Annotated in this window: 15 protein-coding genes; 2 read left to right on the top strand and 13 right to left on the bottom strand. The window is 53.5% G+C overall.

Annotated elements, in window-relative coordinates:
- Positions 1 to 3 precede the first annotated feature (3 nt).
- The 13 genes from tssM to tssB all read right to left on the bottom strand — a co-directional run bounded on the left by tssM (position 4) and on the right by tssB (position 17,982).
- Positions 4 to 3,438 carry a type VI secretion system membrane subunit TssM gene (tssM, locus tag WES_RS16735; RefSeq protein WP_147598568.1) on the bottom strand — a complete coding sequence of 1,145 codons (3,435 nt, stop codon included), beginning with the start codon at positions 3,436 to 3,438 and terminating at the stop codon, positions 4 to 6.
- Positions 3,439 to 3,546: 108 nt separating this feature from the next.
- Positions 3,547 to 4,956, bottom strand: a complete 1,410-nt coding sequence (gene tssA, locus WES_RS16730; RefSeq protein ID WP_016159323.1) for a type VI secretion system protein TssA — start codon at positions 4,954 to 4,956, stop codon at positions 3,547 to 3,549.
- Between the two features lie 4 nt (positions 4,957 to 4,960).
- On the bottom strand, positions 4,961 to 5,704 hold the full coding sequence (gene vasI, locus WES_RS16725) for a type VI secretion system-associated protein VasI (protein WP_016235151.1): 744 nt from the start codon (positions 5,702 to 5,704) through the stop codon (positions 4,961 to 4,963).
- Positions 5,701 to 8,451 carry a type VI secretion system ATPase TssH gene (gene tssH, locus WES_RS16720; RefSeq protein ID WP_016235152.1) on the bottom strand — a complete coding sequence of 917 codons (2,751 nt, stop codon included), beginning with the start codon at positions 8,449 to 8,451 and terminating at the stop codon, positions 5,701 to 5,703. The genes vasI and tssH overlap by 4 nt, the downstream gene beginning before the upstream one ends.
- An 8-nt stretch (positions 8,452 to 8,459) precedes the next feature.
- Entirely contained in the window at positions 8,460 to 9,221 is a 762-nt protein-coding gene (icmH, locus tag WES_RS16715; RefSeq protein WP_016159319.1) for a type IVB secretion system protein IcmH/DotU, read from the bottom strand.
- Positions 9,222 to 9,225: 4 nt separating this feature from the next.
- Positions 9,226 to 10,557 (bottom strand): type VI secretion system baseplate subunit TssK, encoded by a 1,332-nt coding sequence (gene tssK / locus WES_RS16710; protein WP_016159318.1) that lies wholly within the window; start codon positions 10,555 to 10,557, stop codon positions 9,226 to 9,228.
- A gap of 2 nt (positions 10,558 to 10,559) precedes the next feature.
- Positions 10,560 to 11,084: a type VI secretion system lipoprotein TssJ gene (gene tssJ / locus WES_RS16705; RefSeq protein WP_016159317.1), complete on the bottom strand. Its 525-nt coding sequence runs from the start codon at positions 11,082 to 11,084 to the stop codon at positions 10,560 to 10,562.
- A complete protein-coding gene (gene tagH, locus WES_RS16700; protein WP_016159316.1) occupies positions 11,081 to 12,361 on the bottom strand; it encodes a type VI secretion system-associated FHA domain protein TagH in 1,281 nt (426 codons plus the stop codon). The genes tssJ and tagH overlap by 4 nt, the downstream gene beginning before the upstream one ends.
- A 24-nt stretch (positions 12,362 to 12,385) precedes the next feature.
- A complete protein-coding gene (tssG, locus tag WES_RS16695; RefSeq protein WP_016159315.1) occupies positions 12,386 to 13,468 on the bottom strand; it encodes a type VI secretion system baseplate subunit TssG in 1,083 nt (360 codons plus the stop codon).
- Positions 13,432 to 15,282, bottom strand: coding sequence for a type VI secretion system baseplate subunit TssF (gene tssF, locus WES_RS16690; RefSeq protein WP_016159314.1), 1,851 nt, complete (start codon positions 15,280 to 15,282; stop codon positions 13,432 to 13,434). The genes tssG and tssF overlap by 37 nt, the downstream gene beginning before the upstream one ends.
- A 3-nt stretch (positions 15,283 to 15,285) precedes the next feature.
- Positions 15,286 to 15,699: a type VI secretion system baseplate subunit TssE gene (gene tssE / locus WES_RS16685; RefSeq protein ID WP_016159313.1), complete on the bottom strand. Its 414-nt coding sequence runs from the start codon at positions 15,697 to 15,699 to the stop codon at positions 15,286 to 15,288.
- Positions 15,700 to 15,705: 6 nt separating this feature from the next.
- The gene (gene tssC, locus WES_RS16680; RefSeq protein WP_016159312.1) at positions 15,706 to 17,172 is read right to left on the bottom strand and encodes a type VI secretion system contractile sheath large subunit; all 1,467 of its coding nucleotides are present in this window, start codon (positions 17,170 to 17,172) and stop codon (positions 15,706 to 15,708) included.
- Between the two features lie 309 nt (positions 17,173 to 17,481).
- Positions 17,482 to 17,982: a type VI secretion system contractile sheath small subunit gene (tssB, locus tag WES_RS16675; RefSeq protein ID WP_016159311.1), complete on the bottom strand. Its 501-nt coding sequence runs from the start codon at positions 17,980 to 17,982 to the stop codon at positions 17,482 to 17,484.
- Positions 17,983 to 18,669: 687 nt separating this feature from the next.
- Between tssB and WES_RS16670 the strand changes: the two genes are divergently transcribed.
- On the top strand, positions 18,670 to 19,188 hold the full coding sequence (locus WES_RS16670) for an Hcp family type VI secretion system effector (RefSeq protein WP_016159310.1): 519 nt from the start codon (positions 18,670 to 18,672) through the stop codon (positions 19,186 to 19,188).
- 206 nt (positions 19,189 to 19,394) lie between these two features.
- Positions 19,395 to 21,503, top strand: coding sequence for a type VI secretion system Vgr family protein (locus WES_RS16665; RefSeq protein WP_016159309.1), 2,109 nt, complete (start codon positions 19,395 to 19,397; stop codon positions 21,501 to 21,503).
- The last annotated feature ends 55 nt before the right edge of the window (positions 21,504 to 21,558 follow it).

A 21,558-nucleotide genomic window follows, 5' to 3' on the forward strand; every position in this document is an offset into this window, starting at 1 on the left:
TCCTCAGTACAGTGTGTCTGACAGGCCAAACTGGCTGAACAACCCACCGCTGAACGGGTTATCTTCCGTATCGGTATGCACGCGGTAAGTCATTGCGCCACCATCCACACTAAAGCGCACGGTAAAATTGCCATCCTGTATTCCGGTTAACTGTCCAGCTCCGAACAGACGGAACTGCGCCCACGGCCCGCTGAAGCTGATACTGCGTGGCGCGTTGCCTCTGGTGCCGATGAGCGTCAGTTTGCTTTCGTTGCCTTCGCGCATATTGTTAGGCCAGACCAGATGGGCGGTATAGTTACGGCCCTGGCTGTAATCGACTAACTGACCGTCAAGGTTCAGGATGCTGCGGCGTTTGTTGCCAGAAAGCGATACCGTTTCCACGGCAAAGGATGTTCCCAGACCGTTCTGTTTGCTGAAGAAGATGTCACGGATTTTCTGCGCGGTTTCCAGTTGCGCGCGAATATCTTCGCGAATAATGACGTTGTTATCGCCATCCTCCAGGCTCAGGTCATTGTCGATAAACAGCTTCAGGTTCTGCTGGTAGAAGGTATCCAGTATGCCATCCGGTTTAAAGAAGCGTTCGAAGGCATCCAGTGAGGCATCCTGTGCAGAACGCGGATTAAACGGAAAGTTATTTGCCAGTTGCTCGTTAAACGGTTTCACCACACTGTCGCGCCAGTCCACTTCCATATAATGAACGGCCTCCACCATCACCACATGCCAGGCCTGGTCAGCCAGCCTGCCCACCCAGCGGTTGAGCGGAGCAGGCAGTGTTTTTGCCATCTGGCGGGTGGCGAATATCGGGTCGCTGCTGTTCTGATCAAGCCGTAATTGCACGGCTTTCAGCGCCGATTTCCCTGGTACAGGCGCATTCTGGATCGCCAGCAGGTAGCGGTGTAATTCGGTGAGTTGCTGGTACACGGCCTGCATCGTACTTTCTTTGTCTTTCTGCACTGTCAGGATACTGTTTTCCGTGGCGAATTCATGTCCGAGGCGGGTGAGCAATTGGTAGTCCGGCTCTGCGAGGGCTAACTCCCGTTCTTTGTCAGAAAGTTTTTCAGAAAAGACGGCTGGCTGCGTGTTGTCACGCAACGCGGTCAGTGCTCGCTGCAAAGGCTGGTCGCCGCTGATAACCCGCTCCAGAGTCCCGGTCAGTTGCCCAATGGACTCAAAATTGCGGATATTCAGATTGTCCATCCCGGCCCGCCAGGTGGCGGTGTAGTCGCTGATATATTGCTCAGTCATCTGGCGCTGGATTTCCGCGCGGTCGGGAGCACTGTATTTCACGCTACGGGTGAGGTTCAGTACCCAGGAATCCATCGCTGTCAGTTCAACCAGTTCATCACGCTGTTTTACAAAATAGCTTTGCAGGCCGTAGCGGGTGAGAAACTGCGGAACAACCAGTTTGTTATCATCGGCTGACGTAAAGACCAGGTCAAATGTTGGCCCCACTTGGTCACGTAGGTTGAGGTCAGCAGGTAGAACGCCCAGCGCCCGCGTTTTCAGGCTCTGATAAACCCGTTGGTAGACGGGTAGTTTGCTCAGTTCTTTCTGTGCTGACACCACGGGCTTGTCATACGGAGTCCAGCGGCTTATGGCATCACCGTCGCCCGCCTGACGCTCAGCGTGCCAGTCAGTATGAGCCAGCGCGTAATCAAGATGGGACATCAGTTGTACCTGGATATCGCGCTGACCGTGGAACTTTTCGCTCCAGCGTTTTGCCATATACTGCTTCACCACCTCATTGTTGCGTCCGCTTTTGTCCTCCAGCATTCGCATTACGCGCAGTACGGCGAGTTTTTCCTCACTCTCAGGCGGCGCGGCGTTCATCGCTTTGACCAGCCCGTTAAACAGCGAGGGCAGGTAACGCTGCTCCAGAAGTTGCAGATAGGTCTGTTCTACATAAGGCCCGATACGTCGCCCCTGGTACAGTCCCATATCGGCCAGACGGCTGCGGTCGCCCCAGTCACCATAGGCCAGTGTGGCATCGCGTACCGGGTTCAGCAGCGGCAGTTGCAGGTTGCCATAGTCATCTTCCCCTTGTGGCGGCGGCACATCCATAAAGGCTTTCGCCTGCTTAAGCACGGTGATACCGGACTGATAGTTACCGTTGTAATAGTGATGCCAGCCGGTGATGAGCAGCAGTGCCGCCGTGCCGCCTGTGGCAGAGAAAATCGTCAGGCGGCGACGGGAACGCATCAGCCAGGTGCGGCTCTCCGTTGCCAGATTAGGCTCTGCGAGTAATGCCTGCGGGAACAGGCTGCGGGTGAAATAGGGCGCGGTGTCCACCAGGGGCCAGGACGCCAGTGGGTTATTGCCCAGCCGGTACTGGCGGGCGGCAGACTGGGTGAAAATATCATCCATCTGTCCACGCTGAAGCGAGGAAGTGAGGTAAACACCACGCAGCATCACGTTCATATTTTCGCCGTCAAGCAGACCCTCAAGTATTGACACCAGCGGTTCACGGCTTCCCTGCATCTGGCGAGAAAAACTAAATAAAGACGCGCGGGCATGATTCTGAGCGACCATCAGATCCGGCAACGCCAGATTCATTCGCTCCACCCAGGTCTGCCAGAAAGCATTCAACTCTGTTCGCCAGTCCTCATTTTCATGGGCGCGGCGGGTGAACGTGACACCCAGAATCGCATCACGATCCTGCCTGTTCAGTGACTGGAACAGGGCGGCAAAACCCTGCAATAAATCAAGCCGGGTCAGTACCACGTAAACCGGTAACTGGCAGTGAAGATGCTGGCGAATATCCTGCAAACGGCTGCGCAGTGTCTGTAACAGATGCTCGCGGCGGCGTTTGTCTGCGGTCAGCAGATCGGGTAAATCGAGTGTCAGAATAATCCCGTTCAGCGGCTGGCGCGCGCGCTTTTCCTTCAGCCAGCCGAGGGCGTGTTCCCACAGACGGCGATGCAGGATATCCGCATCAGCGGGGGCGCAGAGTGTGCCGTCGATATCAAAGATCACCGCCTGTTTACCGACATGGGGCGTGAGGTACAGGCGTTGTTCTGCGCCGCGTGCGCCCTCCGGGGCATAAATAATGTCTGACGGAAATCCTTCCCGCAGTAACGTGGTTTTACCGCTTCCTGCAGGGCCGATGACCATATACCACGGCAACTGCCACAGGAAACGGCGGTTGTCGAGATGGCGTTGCAGGCGCAGTAGCCAGCGATCAAGGTAACGCTGCTGGGCGTTCAGCTCCACACTGAGCGGATCAACGGCTTCCTGGCGCTGCTGTTTTTGCTGTTTTTCAATCAGTTGCAGACGCCTCATCACCCGGGCAGTAAGCCACACCAGGGCAATAATCCCCCACACCGCCGTTGCCAGCCAGCGGTTAGCCAGTGGTTTGAGCCACTGTTCTTCATACAGCGTCCAGGTCGGGCCTTTCCACCAGATCCACACCAGCAAGAAAACCCACGCCAGCATCAGCAGCAAAAAAGCGGAGACTTTAAACCTGGGCATGGCCGGTCGAAGGGCTGATTTGAGTCCGCTGAAGAGTCGCGGGGTTGGTAATTTGAACACACAAACTCCTGTTATCGCTTAGTATTCTGCCGTGAATTTTTGTTCGAGCTGCGTAAGTAAAGACGGCTCCCAGTCAGTAACCATCATTTTTTCAGCCACCCTGAACAGTATTCGGTACTGCTGTTGTGCAAGCTGTATCAGCCCAGCCTCTTCCATAAGCTGCGCACCAAAATACTGCCGATGAAACTGTTTTCGAGGATCACCAGCGGGCAAAGTGTTTAGATACCTTAAGGCGGCCTCTAGCCCATGTTCATCAAAACACGCCCGCGCAGCCTGAATATCGTCATTACTCTCCTGTATGACCGGAACTGCCGAGGTGCCAGGTGCAAGCCACTGTTTTGTTTTTTCTGAAATAAATGGTGTGCAGTCGTTAAACCGCAGCTCTGCAAGTGCGGGCAAACGCGCCAGAAAGCAGACAACTTCATCACGGATAGCATCAGCCACGGCGGTATAGCCAAGACGTTGCGCCGTTTGTGCAGAAATGTAGTGACCGTCCAGCCAGTAGGGGGCCAGAAGCACACTTTTTTCCACCTGCTGCCACAGCGCCATATCGGCGCTACCGAGCTGAGCATGGTAATCCGCAACCATATCGGCGGAGACCGCAGCCAGCGGAGTGCGTCCATCGCTTTCCGCCTGGGGCGTACTGGTGATGGATTGCCACAGGGCATGGCGGCGCAGGCGATAGCCCTGCGGCGATTCTGGTTGGCGTTCGCATAAAATGGCTGCCACTTTTAACAGCGTGTCACGCCAGGCTTTATCGTCGTAGCTGTCGATGGTGACCAGTGGAACCGGATTGCTGGTTTGCGTCGTGCCGCTTTCAGGCGTAACGGTGGTCTGCGGTGTACTACCGGAGGCCGCAGGAGTGGGGGAGGAAGCAGGTTTCGAACGATTAAAAGCTCGCTGGTACAGGGCAAAAAGATCATCGGTAACTTGTGCCAGTTCCGGGGCGTTATGTGTCTGCCAGCACTGTGCCAGTTTCGCCAGTTCACCCAGCAGCGCATCGCGCTGCGCTGTAGGCGCGTTCTGTGAAAAGCCTTCAATACCTGTTTCAAAGCGTTTAATGACCTGACGGGCAAAGCGTTTTTTATGCGCCATATTCTGTGGCGCGGCCACCGCCCAGTAATGCTCCACATACAGCGCCAGCAGGCGTAATGCGAGATGAGGATCACCGGCGTGTTGCAGGGTTCTGAGCAGGTGTGCCAGTAGCCGGAAGTCTTTGCTTTCAGAGGCCAGAAGTTTTAGCCCCCTGCGTTGTAGTTCGGGAATATCAAGCTGAGTGTGCGCCAGAGACCCTAGCTTGACGATTTCGCCGTCAATATACTCCCAGTCCGGGTTGTCATCTTTCAGCGCCGATGCCAGTTTATCTTCCAGAAGGCTTTCCAGCAGATGTGATATCCAGACACCGGGATTGCGTAAATCCATTGCCATATTCTTATTCTCCTGCCCAGTGGCAGGCGTCGCGAAGGGGAGTGATCATCTTTGCCAGCCCGTCAATATTAAAGGTCAGTTTTCCGGCGGCGTTGTCTGCACTTGTGTCCACAGTCAGCGTTTTTGCGCCAAATAGTTGCTTAATTTCATCAATGCCGGATAACCCCCGGCTGGACTCCAGCAGGGTGCCGTTCTCGCGTACAAACCAGTGGCTGCGCAATGCCCGGCTGTCGGCATTCAGGGTGACGGTGATATCGTGGACATCCAGAGGGTGCATCAGCGCCACCTGCATCCGGGTGATATTGTCCACGCAGCTGAACATCAGCACCGGGCGTGGCGGCACATGACCAATAGCCGGGGTGGTGATCACCACCGTTGGGCGTTCCCCCGGCACCTGCGTCACTAACAGCTCCGTGGTGTTGCCCTGGCGGTGTTTTTCCTGCTCTGTGGCGCGGGTCCAGGCTTCGCCCTGGTAACGAGCTTTAACCAGGGCGGCACCACCAAAGCCAGCCTGTTCCGGCGAAAGGATGCGGTCATAACAATCAAGCCGCTCCAGCGCCGCTGACTTGCGGCGACAGGACTGCATGGCCTCTAATGTGACTGTCGCATCAGGTGGTGTCGCTGTGGCGACGGCGACCGCTACACCGGCTACTGACGATGACTCTGCGGGCGCGGCACTGGCGGGTAAGCCCGCCATCAGGCCCGCGATAAACAATCCTGTCTGCTGCAAACCGCGCAACCTGCTCATAAAACCGTTTCATCCTCTATCTGCGGTGTGACGGCATCATCGGGCAGGGCATCTTCCAGGTCTGCCGTGAACGCACCGTCTGCCGCCGACAGTCGGATACGGGCAATCGCCGTGTTGGCCGCCATTTTCTGCAACAGCAGCAGCGAGAGCGGCGGTAGCATGTCGCCATCGATGACCGATTCCAGCATCCTCGCGCCGTTTTCCGCACGGGTGACACGGCTCATGATTTCGTCCGTCACTTCCGGTTCAATGACGACTTCCGCGCCAAACCGGGTACGCAGCACGTTATCCAGACGGGCCAGTTTCCCGACAATGATGGTGGCAAGCGTCTCTTTCGACAGCGGCAGATACGGCACCACTTCCATACGTGCCAGCAGGGCAGGTTTGAAGAAGTCCGACAGCACCGGATACAGCACTTCCTGCATGGTCTCCGGGTCATCGGCGTGTTCGACAATCACCTGGTAGCCAAGGTTGGAAGTCAGGAAGAAAACGATGTTTTTACAGTCAATCAGGCGGCCTTCGCCGTCTGCCATCTCGCCTTTGTCAAACGCCTGGTAAAACAGGTTGAGCACATCCGGATGCGCTTTTTCCACTTCATCAAGCAGCACCACCGAGTAGGGTTTCTGGCGAATCGCTTCGGTCAGCACGCCGCCTTCACCGTAGCCGACGTAGCCTGGAGGGGAGCCAATCAGCCGCGAGACGGTGTGTTTCTCCTGAAACTCAGACATATTGATAGTGGTCAGGTACTGGCGACCGCCGTAGAGTAATTCCGCCAGTTGCAGGACGGTTTCGGTTTTACCTACGCCGCTGGGGCCAGCGAGCAGGAACGCGCCCAGCGGACGTCCCGGACGGCGCAGGTCAGCGCGCGCGGTCAGCAGGTGTTTATGCAGGCTGGCAATCGCCAGATCCTGGCCTTTGATGGTGTCGCCGAGCCATACCGGCAGGTCGGTGATGACCGACATTTCATTCTGCGACAGGCGGTTAAGCGGTACGCCGGTCCATTCGGCAATCACCGCCGCAATCTGTTTTTTATCGACGTGCGGAGAGACCAGCAACCGGTCGTTATGCAGGGCGTCCAGTTCGGCAGTGAGCTGTGCCAGCCGCTGTACCGGGGAAACTGTTTCAGCGGTCTCTTCCGGCTGTGCGCTGCCAGCATCATCAACCGGTACGGTATCGGTATTATCCTGTTCTGACTTTGGCGGCGTATCCACCACGGCATCCGCGTCGTCTTTCGCCACGCCCAGTAACTGCTGGCGCAGCGCGATAATCTCCTGTACCAATGCCTGTTGTTGATGCCAGGCGGCTTCCAGTTCGTCCAGCGCCGTCAGCGTTTCATCGTACTGCACCAGTACCTCAGTCATCCGGGCGGTGCCGGTACGCAGTCCGATGCGAAGTTCGCGCTCAAGCTGGCAAATTTCCGCCTTCTGCTGGTGGCTCTGGGTGGTCAGCGCCGAGATTTGTTTCGGTGGCGATGAACGGTTGATTGCCACGCGGGCGCAGGCGGTATCCAGCACATCAATGGCTTTGTCCGGCAATTGACGCCCGGAGAGATAACGCTCGCTCAGAGTTGCTGCGGCCTGCAAGGCATCATCGTCAATCAGGACGCCGTGAGACTGTTCATAGACCGCCGACAGACCACGCAGAATAATGGTGGCTTCGGCGGCACTGGGTTCGCTGACCTTCACCAACTGGAAGCGGCGCGACAGGGCGGCGTCTTTCTCGAAGTATTTTTTGTACTCGCTCCAGGTGGTGGCGGCGATGGTTTTCAGTTCGCCACGCGCCAGCGCCGGTTTGAGCAGGTTGGAGATATCCAGCCCGCCCTGCTGGTTGCCCGCCCCAATCAGGGTATGCGCTTCGTCGATAAACAGAATGACCGGCACCGGGGAGGAAATGACCTCCGCCATCAGCCCCTTGAAGCGTTTTTCAAACTCGCCCTTCACTGATGCCCCGGCCTGCAATGCGCCCAGGTCAAGGGTCATGATATCGGTGCTTTTCAGCTTGTCCGGCACCTGGCCTGCCACAATACGTAGCGCCAGCCCTTCAATCAGCGCGCTTTTGCCCACGCCCGCTTCACCCACCACCACCGGGTTATTTTTACGGCGGCGGCAGAGAATGTCGATCATCAGGTCGATTTCGTGGTCGCGGCACAGTACCGGGTCAAGCCTGCCGTTACGGGCATCAGCGGTCATGTTTTTGGCGTAGCGGGCCAGAAGCGTGTCGGCTGCGTCTGTTGCTGTACTGGCGGATTTTCCATCCGCATCCGGCACAACCGATTCTGCTGACTCGCGAGTCCACTGCACAAAGTCCTGTTGCAGACGGTCACGGTTAATGCCGGTCAGCAGGCGGGCGGCGGCAGGCGGCACATAACGCAGCGGTGAATGCAGCAAAGTCAGCAACAGCACACCACCGCGCAGTTCACTGTGCTGCATTTCTGCGGAGGCCAGTAGCCAGCCCTCTTTCAGCCACTCAACCAGCATTGGAGAAAATGCAGGGTAGCTGTCCGCAGAACGGGCGGTTGTGTAGTTCTCCACAGTCAGCGCCTGGCGCAGTTCTTCCATGCCAATATCGCCCTGTTGAGTGATAACCCGCAGGTCACTGCGCGGCATGGCGAGCATCTGAATAAGTACATGGCTGACGGTAATTTCCGCTGCCTGCTGACTCATACACTCAGAGGCGGCCATCTCCAGCGCCTGGCGGGAGAACAGGTTAAGCCGTTTTACCAGCGTGGGAAGATCAATCTGGATCATAAACGTCCTTATCGAAGTAATTTGTTTAGCTGGTGCAGAATGTCCTGCGTCTGGCTGTCCAGCCGCAACAGATAGAACAGGTAAAACAAAGCCAGCGCGACGACGCCACCGAAAAAAATATGTTTAATGGTCAGGCGACTGATTAACTGATAACGCCCGCCCTGGGTTTTTTGGTCCTGGTGTAACAGCGGGAAAGGCGCATCGCCGCGCAGTTTATGCAGGACGTAATACAGGCGGCGGTAGATCTGCTCAAATTCCCCCTGATCCTGTGCTGCCACTTTGTAGCGCCCGCGAAATCCCAGAGAAAAACAGAGCCAGAGAAATTCCAGTAGATCCTGGTAACGTTTGGGTTCACGGATCAGGCGTTCCAGCAGGATGAAAATCTTCTCGCCACCCCAGGCTTCGTTGTGGAAATGGACCAGTAGGGATTGTTTGATCCACTCGTTCTTGTTCGACCAGCCGTTACCGAGCGCAGCTTCATCAATAAAAGTGCAGAGAATATAGCGAAACGAGATAATTACACCCGGTTCGTAGCCCTGCTCCTGAAGCAGTTGCTCCACGGCCTGCACATCCGTTACTACCTGAGCAAAAAGATGCTCCGGCATCGTCTGGCTGTTCATGGTTGAAAGGCGCATCACCATACCGAGGAGCGGGGTGGCCGCGTCGATCATCGGATTCAGGCTGTTACCACGAAGCGCGAGATGATAGTCGCGTAGACCTTTTTCTTCGTATCCGGTAAATGGTGGCAGAGACAGTGACCCCTCATCCATCGCCTTACCCTCTTATCGCCCACAGTTGCATATTCAGATCCGGGAAACTGCCGGATACATGCAGCGCAACAGCACCTGCGGCAGCCATTTCGGCCCAGGCCTGCCCGCTCTTGTCGAGTTCGAAATAGCTGAACCCGGAATGGTAGGGAAGTTGGCGGGGGGCAACCATCAGTGCGCGCAGCGGAATACCGGGGATCTGCACACTGACCATATTGCGGATTTTTTCTGGTGAGGAAATTTTCGACTGCTGGATAAACTGACGTTGGATCTGATCAACGGGCATGTTTGCAGCCACTGCCAGCACAAAGGTAGCGGACTGTAGCAGTTCCGTGTCATGAACATCGGCCTGCCAGATGCCGTCACGCAGATGAAGTGGCAGATTGACGGCTCTGGGTGACAGCACGGTATGCAGCGCACGCTTCACTTCCGGTAACAGCGTTTTAAATGATTTCGTCAGGTCATAATGATCATACACATCAAGCGGGCATGGCAGGCGGGACGGCTCGGTAAAGGTCATTAGTTCTCCCAGCAGCCCGGCAAGATCAAGGTAGAAATTTTCCGGATGGAGTTGGGAGCGGCGGGCACGATGGGTAAACCGGGTCTGGTTACGGTTAAGCAACTGCAACATCATAAATTCCGCCACATCTGCGATGCCGCTCTGTGCCGGAGAGCCTATGCGGTTTGCAAGATCGCTTGCCCGTCCACCAATGGCACCCTGTACCTCTTTGAGATAAACACGCAGTTTCTTACTGACCTGAATATTCTGGCAGGAGGGGATAAAATCGTCATCCAGCGTCAGGGAGCCGTCGGCATGGCGATCGCTGATACGGCAAAGCGGGAGCGTGATATAGGCGCTCATATCTTCTGCTCCGCTCATAATGCGCGGCGTCAGTTGCCCCAGCGTCAATGTTCGCGCGTCACCTTCTTCTGAATGCAAATCCCGGACATCGGCATAATTCAGCCGATAACGCCCGATTTGCCGCCCGTCGCTGATTTCATTTCTCACATCACTGGCGACCGGCAGAGCGAGGTAGATATTGCGGCTTCTTTCGTCCGGAAAATTTTGCGGGTGCAGCGGATCGGGCAGTGCGTCCTGGTCGGGGATAGAAAAGACGGTGCCATCGGGCAGTGTGCCTGACGCGCTGTCAATCATGATCTTACCCTGCGCCAGCAGTTCATTGTTGAGGGTGAGTTCGGTAAATCCCCAGGATAAATCATTCATGGCCCGGAAACGCTGGTTATTCAGGTAGTCGTTGTAACGTTGCTGTTGCTGGAAATGGTGTGGGCGCATCAGCATCCCTTCCTGCCACATCACCTTGTTGCGGGTGGTTGCCATAATTATTCATCCTCTTTTTTCATTTCGATGCTGCTTTGACGTACATGCACCAGCAGGCGGTAATGGTGGCCGGTTCCTTCCACCGTCTCGATTTGTTTCCATTCGGTGGCCTGGTCATCGGAGAAATAGGCCACGACACCAATAAACTGCGTTTTCTCATCCAGCTTTACCGGTGGCAGGGTCTTTATGGTGTCCGGCAACAGGTTGAAATCCTGGTGATCGATATAGTTTTTACCCAACACATCCGGTAACGGCGTACTGGCAATCTGGTCATAGTCGGCTGCCTGCAATTTTGAGTCGTCAGTCAGGTACACTAGCTGTACATCCACGGCGGCTGATTCACCCTCCGCATTGGTATTGGTGTCCGGTTCAGTCAGCAGGGTGATGGTTATTTCCGACGGTTGTTCCTTCAGGCTCCCGACCTGGATATCCGGGTTTTTGATCACCTCACTGATTTTTTTCGCCGTTTCGCAGCCGGTTAATATGGCGCACATTAGCACGCAGGCCAGAAGCGCCTTCCTGTTCATGCTTCCGGCTCCCGTTGTTTTTCACGAAGCACCCGGTCATAGACTTGGGCGTAGACCTCGTTAAACAGCATCTCAAACCCCTGCTGGCGATCGGAGGCCAGTTCGTCGTAATAATGGCTGTACATTTGCCATGCTCCGGCATCATCCAGCGGCTGGCGCAGTTCATGGCTGCGGCGGTACTGCACAAAGCGACGCATAAGATTTTGTGGTGAGAAGGCGTCCAGCAGGACACGAAGTGACTCCACAATCGCAGCCCGGTTAGCCTCTTCATGGTGGCGGACATTGCGCAGGCTTTCACTGACGGCGGCGGGAGCCGCCAGATGTACCGGACTTTTACCTTCGGCAAACATCACGTCGAGCGCGGTGGCGTAATCCATATTCAGGCGCAGCGGGTTATCTTCCAGCGGGCGCAAATGTTTGTCTGAGAGGCTGTTACGCTGCTGCTGCAAATCGAGCAGACCTTTTATTGCGGCCTGTAACGTTCGTCCGGCCTCCTCCAGAAAATCATCCGCATCGTCGGAATTGCTCACGGTAAGCGAGCCGCCAAGACCGCGCAGTAAGGGGGTGACCGCAAGGTGGCGTTGCGCCATTTCTGCCGCAGAGACGTCATCATTACGATCGCCGGGACTGGCATAAATGGGTGGCAGATCCATAAACGGAGTATTGATCCCGCCATTAGTTGCTGGATCGGACAGCGGTGTCGAGGGCCGAACAGCCGCAATACCAGAGAGTGGATCGCTCGTGGTAATCAGACTTTCGGACTGAAGTGCCTGGAGTGGATCGGTAGAAAAACCGTTTACCACGGTGTCTGCAAGCTGGTGCCGGTGAGTCATTCCCGGATAGTGTGGTGTACCCTCCGTTGACAGCAGGGTATCCGTGAGCATATCGCGATTGGTGACAATGGTTTCGGGAGTTGCCATTTCCTCATCGTAATGGAGGGTATCTCCCCGGTTCAGATGAACCCTCACCACCAGCCGTCCTACCTGGATCTCATCGCCCTGACGCAGCTGTACCAGGTCTGATGTTGCTGTGACTTTTGCCTGGTTCAGCCACAGTTGTGCTGTCTGCGGGCGCAGACAAAATGTGCCATCGTGCAGGATAACGGTAAAAGCTTGGGCCGGAATGCTCTGCTGACGATCCTGTACCGACCAGTGGCATTCGCTGCCATGGCCGACATTTCCCTGCTGCGTGAACAGACAGCGCGCCGCCCGCCCGCTTTCCAGTTCACTGCTGTTAATGACCTGCAATGAAAGCGTCTGTTGTTTCTCTTCCGCCATATTCAGCTCCGTGATTATCATAATTTACGACCGTACCCTGATGGTGACTGAGGGGCGTTCTTCCGGTGTGCCGAGGAAGCTGGTCCAGCCCAGCAACGCACTTTTGTTATCGCCCAGACGCATTGCGCCTACCTGCTCCGGCGCCAGCCCCAGATGTAAGTCCCAGGCAAGCTGATCACGCAGGATGAAGGACACAAACATCGTCAGCGGCAGGAAGTTTTCGCCAGATGGCAGAAAAGAGAGGAACTGCTTTCGGGTCAGGCTGGTAATACTGAGCTGGAATTTTCCACTGAGGTCGGGCACCCGTGTACCCAGAACAAAGTTGCCCAGTACTGATCTTCCTGCCAGTTTTTCGCCATTTTTAAGTGAATAACTCCCCAGGCTGTTTTGCTGATCCGGTTCAATATCCACCTTGCGACGTTGCCAGTTTTGCAGTGTCACTTCTGACAAATCAAAGCAGTGGGACACCAGGCCGCAGATAATTTCCGGGGATCGTCCCGGATTAGCCAGGATCCCGGAATACGCCAGCATTTTGCTGTGGTTAATCGCCAGCTTATCGCGAAGCTGTCGATTACCCAGCCCGACAAGGGAGTACATGCGCTGCGAGAACGCATCCACACCGCCGTTACGAAAACAGATGTGATAGCGGTACTTGCGCCAGATATGCCAGACAAACTGGGTCAGGCGGTGGCTGAACATATCCAGAAAATCGCCTACCGGACTTTGTTCATGTACCGCTTTCCAGGCCAGGTGATCGAGGTAATAACCGGGGAGAGGCGACTGGCTCCCCTGTAATCCCATAAAGGTGGTGGTCATCCTGAATGCACCTGACGTATCCCGTTTCAGCGAACTGATATCACTACACGGGAAGGCAAGGCTGGCGTCGGCGCTGAAGCGCAGGGTTTCCTGAACGGGATCATCGCGCAGAGATAATTCTGGCGTCCCCTTTTCACCCTGTGCCAGGCGGTGCAACAACTCCGCCATCGCAAAAAAATTGTAAGAGCAGGCGTTATGGAAAACCTGCGCCAGTTGATCATTCAGCTCTTCATCTGCCGGGGGATTTCCCAACATTAGATGAGGGGATGCTGCCCGGTTCTTTCCGTCCATTTCCATGTCTCCTGGCTTTCCATGTTTACAACGGTCAGCATGTGGAATGAGTTAACGCTGGCGTACAGCGACAGAAAGTGCGAAAGCACCGTACCGAGCAGATACATTTCCCCTTCACAGACAAATGGCTCTGGATGCAAATACAGCGTTGAGGCCAGCCCCCGAACGGGAATGCCCGTAAACAGACGGTCAACGGGGCGGGTCTCCAGACGTTCAATGGCATCCAGCTTTTGCTGTGACAACCGCGCTGTCTGTGGGTGATGAATTGCATGGCGGTCAAAATTGGCGATGACCTGCTTCAGCGCATCCGTATCCAGTAATGACAGATAGTTCAGGTTCATGGCGGAGAGCAGGGACCAGTGCAGGCTGCCATCAATGACCGGCCAGAGTGGTTGCGTCGGGCGGGTAATGTTGCGAAATGAAGCGACAGCCGCATTTTTACCGGTGGTGCCGGTGATATCGCCGGAACGAAGTTGTGATGGAAGCTCCCGGTTGGTACAGGTCAGCGATACCGAAACCACTTCATTACTGAGCAGCGATTCGTCTGACGGATAACTGCCATCGGCATGAATAAAAGCAAGGGTATGATCAAAGCCGCGATGGAACAGGGACGTTTTGGTTCGATGATGCCAGTACACCACTTCCCGCTTCCGGCTGTATTCGATCTGATGGCTGAAACTTTCAAAGGCAGGCCATTGGCGTGCGGCCTGCGTCGAAACAGGACGCCCAAGATCTTTTTTCCTGAACATATCCTGGACCTGGCTCACCACACTGTTAACGGAAAATACATCGTAGTGTTCCGGGTAATGCCGACTGGGAATCAGCGGATAGTCTGCCCGTCGGTTGTCCAGCGTGATGGCTTCTGCATGGTGGTTAAATAAATTAATGGCAGGTGCGCAATACAGGCGCAGAGAATCGCTGCGCAACCGGATGTCCACAGGTAAAGGGCGCGAAAAACGCAGTTGCAGGGTAAAGGATTCAGCCAGCAATCCGTCAGGCAACGCCGGACAGCCACAAAGATCAAAAAAGAGAAATGCATCCGGATAACAGAAATACTCCTGAAGGATCCGGTAGCCGCTGTGGACGTTTTTCGGCCAGGGAAGCATGGCATCCTGCGGCTCAAAACCGACAGCTTTCAGCATAAACTCAGGCAGGCGAATATGCTGTTCGCCCACAGTCAGGTCAGCACCCTGCAAGTATTCACAGAACCATAAATAAAGTTGGTCACGGGTATAGTTGTCATCATTCCCGAGCCAGAAGCGAAGTTTGTTCATATCCAGCGTGCGGAGGTCTGTTCCCGGTGCGACCGAAAAGGTGAGGTTGACAACACCATTACGGGTCGTACTGCGGTTTTCAATCTGCTCCAGGCGAACTGGCATCAGCCAGATATCCCGGCAGAGGGTGAAGATACAGGCAGGTGGCTCCTCCTGTTTATCATCAGAAGGCAAAACTTCATCGACTCTGATTTCCCCTGCGTTGGTTATAAACTGCTCATTGCGGGGGATTAATACCGGAACAGAAGATTTATCCATATCCGGCGTATATTCAATAAGGGTCATTGCCGGAACCGGACGCAGGTAATTTGGCCACAGCATCTTGATAAGCCCGTGCGTCAGTTCTGGAAATTCATCCTCAATTTTCTGGCGGAGATTGCCAGTAAGAAAAGCCACGCCTTCCAGCAGGCGTTCAATGTCTGGATCCGCATCTTTTTCGGCCAGAAAGCGGGCAAGATGGGGTTTTTCTGTTGCCAGCAGTTTGCTCAACTGGCGCAGGTAATCGAGTTCTTCCCTGAAATAGCGTTCTTCAAATTCCATCTTTTAGTCCACCCGATAATGCTGGCTGCCATTTGGTGCCATATCAAATTCAAGCACTTCATGAGTTTCGTTAAATGCCACCCAGGCTGTAATATGAAATGTCATATCCAGCGGGCTGGAGGTGGATGAAATCACCGCCTGCACTTCAGCTTGTGAGATTCGGGGTTCATAGCGTTCTATACATTGCGCTATAGCCCGACTCATTGATTCGCGGAAGTTTTTAGCCCCTTCCTGTTCATCAATCCCCAGTTCAGGCGCACTCCGGCAACTACCGGACCGGGTATTAAGAATGTTTCGCAGGTTCTGGCAAATGGACTGCCTGAGCGTGTGAATACTGCCTCCCTGTCGGTTTCTGGCCGGGTAGGCTTCCATACGCTCAAAAAGAGAACCTTTATTTCTTTCCCGATCCGGTATCATGGCGCGTTACTCCCTGTCTAACCGGCCAACCAGGGAAAGTTCAAAGTTTGCCCCCATAAATTTAAAATGCGGCCTCACACTCAGTGCAACCTGATACCATCCGGGTTCGCCTTCCACATCCATAACCTCAACTTTGGCTGCGCGCAGAGGCTTACGGCTGCGCACGTCCGATGGTGGATTTTCCTGGTCGGCAACATACTGACGGATCCAGGTATTAAGCTCCCTCTCTAAGTCGCTCCTTTCTTTCCATGACCCAAGTTGTTCACGCTGCAACACTTTAATATAGTGCGCTAATCTGTTGATTATGAAGAGATAAGGAAGCTGTGTACCCAGCTTATAGTTGGTTTCTGCGTCTTTGCCCGGAAAGTGTTTCGGTTTTTGTACCGAATTTGCTGAGAAAAAGGCTGCATTATCAGAGTCTTTACGCATGGTCAGGGTAATAAACCCTTCTTCAGCCAGTTCAAATTCGCGACGATCGGTGACCAGCACCTCGGTTGGGATTTTGGCCTGAATATGACCCATTGTTTCGAACAGATGTACCGGCAGATCTTTTACTGCGCCGCCGCTTTGTGGACCGATGATATTTGGACACCAGCGGAATTTGGCAAAACTGTCAGCGACATTGCACGCCAGCATCCAGGCAGTATTTCCCCACAAATAATCTTCGTGATTGTGGCTAACGTCTTCGTGGTAGTTAAAATTCTTAACTGGATTATCTGTTGGTGAATAAGGTTGGCGAAGCAGGAAGCGTGGCGCAGTAAGTCCTAAGTAGCGCGAATCTTCCGAGTCACGCAGGGCGCGCCATTTGGTATAAGCCGGACCTTCAAAGATGGCATAAAGATCCTTGATATTCGGCAGTTCAGTCCAGGAATTCAGCCCCATAAACTCTGGGGAAACGGATGACAGGAACGGTGCGTGCGCCATTGCGCCCACGGCACTGACGTATTGCAGCAGCTTCATGTCAGGCGCGGTATTTTTAAACTCGTAGGCACCCAACACGGCAGCGATGGGTTCACCACCAAACTGTCCGAATCCAGACGAATAAACATGTTTATAAAATCCGGACTGAATAATTTCTGGTGCAAACTCAAAGTCTTCAAGAAGCTCCTGCTTAGTGACATGGAGTACGTTGACCTTGATGTTTTCACGGAAATCAACGCGATCTACCATGGTTTTCAATGAGCGCCAGAACGACTCTACTTGCTGAAATGCAGGCGCATGGATGATGGCATCCATCTGGCGGCTGATGCGTTCATCAATATCTGCAATCATGCTGTCCACGACCAGTTTATTGACTGGTTCGTCAGGTGTAGTGGATTGCAGGATGCTGCTAATAAAGGCTGTCACGCCCTGGCGGGCAACGTCATAACCTTCCGAGCCGGGCTGAATGCGGGTCTGCGCCATGATTTGATCAAGCAGCGACGGCGCCTGATCTGCCTGACTGGAAACAAATTCCTCTTCCTGTAAAGACATACTGAAAATCCTTCTGTTTTGCTGTGTTTCTGAAACCGGGTTCTAACCTTCAGTGAAGTACGCTCCGCCGATACAGTGCGCTCTGCTGAAGTTCACAAAGATAGATAAGCGCATCCATTAGGTCACTGATACGGCGATCCAGTTTTATAGTCAGCGCATCCACGTTATCTCGGTTTAATTCACCTGTCTGGCTAAAGCATACCTGGTACATTGCATATCGTATTTCTTCGTTAGACAGGGAAGTGACCCACAGATATTTTTGTGTGCCGCCATGTCTGGATAACCCTGTTTTTATGAAATTTTTTTGGGTTATTTCCCGCTCACCAGGCCGATTTCTTTTAGTAACTGTTCGCGGGACTCCTCATTTTCCAGCAATGCCTGGAGCTGTGTACGGAAGGCAGGAAGGTTACCCATCGGCCCTTTCAGCGCAGTAAGCGCTTCACGCAGTTCCAGCAATTTGTTTACTTCCGGAACCTGTCGAGCCACGCTATCCGGTGAAAAATCATCCAGTGACTTGATGTTCAGCGCCACATTCAGTTCATCACCAGTTCTACTTTCTTTAAGCGTGGCGGGGACAATGAAATTGAGGCCAATGTTTGCTTCAGCCATCACCGCACCAAAATTGTGTTTGTTAATGGAAACAGCCTGACGTTCATCTAAAGAGGATGTCTCCTGTGTATTTCCGGTATCGCCGACAATGAGCATGTTGAGCGGAAGCTCTACTTCAGCCGTCTGACCGTCCGTTTTTGGGACATACGATATATTTATGCGCTCGCGAGGCGCGACGCTGCCTTCAAATTTTTTGCTCATAAAAGTGATCCGTCATGTTATCTCGTACAGGCCATGAATACGGCATATTTGTACCGAAAAATATCGGTAATGCTGCTTTAATGGCGGTTAAAATAAAGTCGTACTCCTTCATTGCCGCGCATTCTACGCTTAAAAATAAATAATAAAAGGACTTTTTATCATTCTTAAATATAGGGTATTCTGAAATAAATAAATACGTGCTATAAGCATGTGTAATTCATATCAGGTATGTCTTGGAACTCGATAAAATATTTATTGTTGCTGTAACATCATGATTTAAATGTATTTTTAATTAAATCATAAGAAATTTTAATGTTTTTTGGTTTATATATTTATCTCGTGATTAATAGAATGGGTGTTTTTTAAGGAATATCTCATAAATTATAAATATGATAATATCTAAAAGGGTGGGGGATATTTATCCATGATGCAGCTTTGCCTTTTAATAGAGCAGATAACAGGCCGTGGTCATTTGAGCATGGCTATTAAGTTATATAACCAGTGTTACCAATTTAGCTCTTAAATGATTGAAACAGATTTTTTACAGTAGCTGTTAATTCAAATTCGGTTTGTATGTAAAAAATACAGAAAAATGATGTAGTTCCAGAGTGATCTGCATCTGCCTGTCGTGGATTAACGGCAGGTTATTGTAAGTGTTAATCAACGAAGTTTACAAGGAGTTTACAAATGCCAACCCCATGTTACATCTCGATCACGGGTCAGACCCAGGGGAACATCACTGCTGGTGCTTTTACTGCTGATTCTGTCGGCAATATCTACGTGCAAGGCCACGAAGATGAAATGTTGGTGCAGGAGTTTCTGCATAACGTTACTGTCCCGACAGATCCTCAGTCTGGCCAGCCTGCTGGTCAGCGTGCTCACAAACCTTTCATTTTTACCGTGGCGCTGAACAAAGCTGTTCCGTTGCTGTACAACGCTCTGGCTTCCGGTGAAATGCTGCCGACCACTGAACTTCACTGGTGGCGCACATCTGTAGAGGGCAAGCAGGAGCATTATTTCACCACCCGCCTGACCGATTCGACGATTGTCGATATGAAACTGCATATGCCGCATTGCCAGGATCCGGCGAAACGCGAGTTTACCCAGTTGCTCGAAGTTTCACTGGCCTACCGCAAAATTGAATGGGAACACGTCAAATCAGGCACCTCCGGTGCCGATGACTGGCGCGCACCACTGGAAGCATAAGTTAAGCCAACAGCATCCGGTCAGCAGGCCGGGTGCTGTTTTTGTATTACGCCGTAAAAAAGGTTGTCAGTAAGGGGTTACGTCCACGGGAGATGGCGGATGCCGGAAACTTTGGCGGTAGCGTACCTGAATGCAAGCGTAACACTGTACTGCCACAACCGCTTTAACAGCGAACTGTCTGTTTTTCTTTAACCCCGGAGGTTGCTATGTCAACCGGATTACGTTTCACACTGGAAGTGGACGGCCTGCCACCGGACGCTTTTGCGGTGGTTTCCTTTCACCTGAACCAGTCACTCTCTTCGCTCTTTTCCCTCGACCTCTCTCTGGTCAGTCAGCAGTTTCTCTCCCTTGAATTTCAGCAGGTGCTGGACAAGATGGCCTACCTGACGATATGGCAGGGCGATGACGTACAACGCCGGGTGAAAGGCGTGGTGACCTGGTTTGAACTGGGGGAGAACGACAAACACCAGATGCTGTACAGCATGAAGGTGCACCCGCCCCTGTGGCGGGCAGGACTGCGGCAGAACTTTCGTATCTTCCAGAATGAGGACATCAGAAGCATCCTCGGCACCATACTGCAGGAAAACGACGTGACGGAGTGGAGTCCGCTGTTCAGTGAGTCGCATCCTTCCCGTGAGTTTTGTGTCCAGTACGGTGAAACTGATTACGACTTTCTGTGCCGGATGGCGGCGGAGGAAGGCATCTTCTTTTATGAGGAGCACGCGCAGAAAAGTACCGACCAGAGTCTGGTTCTGTGCGACACGGTCCGCTATCTGCCGGAATCCTTTGAAATCCCCTGGAATCCGAACACCCGTACCGAGGTGAGCACCCTCTGCATCAGCCAGTTCCGCTACAGCGCACAAATCCGACCTTCTTCCGTGGTGACCAAAGACTACACCTTTAAACGCCCCGGCTGGGCCGGGCGTTTTGACCAGGAAGGCCAGCACCAGGATTACCAGCGCACACAGTATGAAGTGTATGACTGGCCGGGGCGTTTCAAAAATGCACATGGCAAGAACTTTGCCCGCTGGCAGATGGACGGCTGGCGAAACAACGCAGAAACCGCGCGGGGAATGAGCCGCTCGCCGGAGATATGGCCGGGACGGCGAATTGTGCTGACGGGGCATCCGCAGGAGAACCTGAACCGGGAATGGCAGGTGGTGGCGAGTGAACTGCACGGTGAACAGCCACAGGCGGTGCCAGGACGGAGTGGTTCAGGCACAACGCTGGATAACCATTTCGCAGTAATACCGGCAGACAGAACATGGCGACCACAGCCGCTGCTTAAACCGCTGGTGGATGGCCCGCAGAGCGCCGTTGTGACGGGACCAGCAGGGGAAGAAATCTTCTGTGATGAACATGGTCGCGTGCGGGTGAAATTCAACTGGGATCGCTATAACCCGTCAAACCAGGACAGCTCGTGCTGGATACGGGTGGCACAGGCGTGGGCGGGAACGGGGTTCGGCAACCTGGCGATACCACGTGTGGGTCAGGAGGTGATTGTGGACTTCCTCAACGGCGACCCGGATCAGCCGATCATTATGGGGCGCACTTACCACGAAGATAACCGCTCGCCGGGCAACCTGCCGGGGACGAAGACGCAGATGACGATCCGCTCCAAAACGTATAAGGGGAGCGGGTTTAACGAGCTGAAGTTTGACGATGCGACAGGGAAAGAACAGCTCTACATCCATGCGCAGAAGAACATGGACACGGAGGTGCTGAATAACCGCACCACCGATGTGATAAACAACCATGCCGAAAAAATAGGTAACAACCAGGCGATCACCGTTACCAATAACCAGATCCAGACGGTGGGCGTTAACCAGATAGAGACGGTAGGCAGTAACCAGATTATTAAAGTGGGTTCTGTTCAGGTGGAAACGATTGGACTTGTTCGTGCACTGACCGTAGGCGTGGCGTACCAGACGACGGTAGGTGGCATTATGAACACCTCGGTGGCCCTGATGCAGACCTCGCAGATTGGCTTGCATAAATCGTTGATGGTCGGGCTGGGTTATGACGTCAAAGTCGGAAATAACGTTACCTTTACCGTTGGTAAAACGAAAAAGGATGATACCGGGCAGACCGCGATTTACTCCGCCGGTGAACATCTGGAACTCTGCTGTGGTAAGGCAAGGCTGGTGCTGACGAAGGACGGCCAAATTTTTCTCAATGGCACAAAAATTCATTTGCAGGGCAAGGAGCAGGTTAATGGTGATTCACTATTGATTAACTGGAACTGTGCAGCCTCGAAAGCCCCACCGAAGACTCCTGATGAAAAACAGGATACGCCGGATATGAGAGAGTACTGATACCGTACCTGTTCGGTATTCAGTAACAAACCAGCATTAAAAACAAATAGCAGAA

The sequence above is a fragment of the Escherichia sp. KTE31 genome (assembly GCF_000407925.1).
Classification (GTDB): domain Bacteria; phylum Pseudomonadota; class Gammaproteobacteria; order Enterobacterales; family Enterobacteriaceae; genus Escherichia; species Escherichia ruysiae.

Bases quoted from the DNA above. Each gene is read 5' to 3' on its own strand.
- tssA (WP_016159323.1), bottom strand. From the start codon at position 4,956: ATGGCAATGGATTTACGCAATCCCGGTGTCTGGATATCACATCTGCTG.
- vasI (WP_016235151.1), bottom strand. From the start codon at position 5,704: ATGAGCAGGTTGCGCGGTTTGCAGCAGACAGGATTGTTTATCGCGGGC.
- tssH (WP_016235152.1), bottom strand. From the start codon at position 8,451: ATGATCCAGATTGATCTTCCCACGCTGGTAAAACGGCTTAACCTGTTC.
- icmH (WP_016159319.1), bottom strand. From the start codon at position 9,221: ATGGATGAGGGGTCACTGTCTCTGCCACCATTTACCGGATACGAAGAA.
- tssK (WP_016159318.1), bottom strand. From the start codon at position 10,557: ATGGCAACCACCCGCAACAAGGTGATGTGGCAGGAAGGGATGCTGATG.
- tssJ (WP_016159317.1), bottom strand. From the start codon at position 11,084: ATGAACAGGAAGGCGCTTCTGGCCTGCGTGCTAATGTGCGCCATATTA.
- tagH (WP_016159316.1), bottom strand. From the start codon at position 12,361: ATGGCGGAAGAGAAACAACAGACGCTTTCATTGCAGGTCATTAACAGC.
- tssG (WP_016159315.1), bottom strand. From the start codon at position 13,468: ATGGACGGAAAGAACCGGGCAGCATCCCCTCATCTAATGTTGGGAAAT.
- tssF (WP_016159314.1), bottom strand. From the start codon at position 15,282: ATGGAATTTGAAGAACGCTATTTCAGGGAAGAACTCGATTACCTGCGC.
- tssE (WP_016159313.1), bottom strand. From the start codon at position 15,699: ATGATACCGGATCGGGAAAGAAATAAAGGTTCTCTTTTTGAGCGTATG.
- tssC (WP_016159312.1), bottom strand. From the start codon at position 17,172: ATGTCTTTACAGGAAGAGGAATTTGTTTCCAGTCAGGCAGATCAGGCG.
- tssB (WP_016159311.1), bottom strand. From the start codon at position 17,982: ATGAGCAAAAAATTTGAAGGCAGCGTCGCGCCTCGCGAGCGCATAAAT.
- WES_RS16670 (WP_016159310.1), top strand. From the start codon at position 18,670: ATGCCAACCCCATGTTACATCTCGATCACGGGTCAGACCCAGGGGAAC.
- WES_RS16665 (WP_016159309.1), top strand. From the start codon at position 19,395: ATGTCAACCGGATTACGTTTCACACTGGAAGTGGACGGCCTGCCACCG.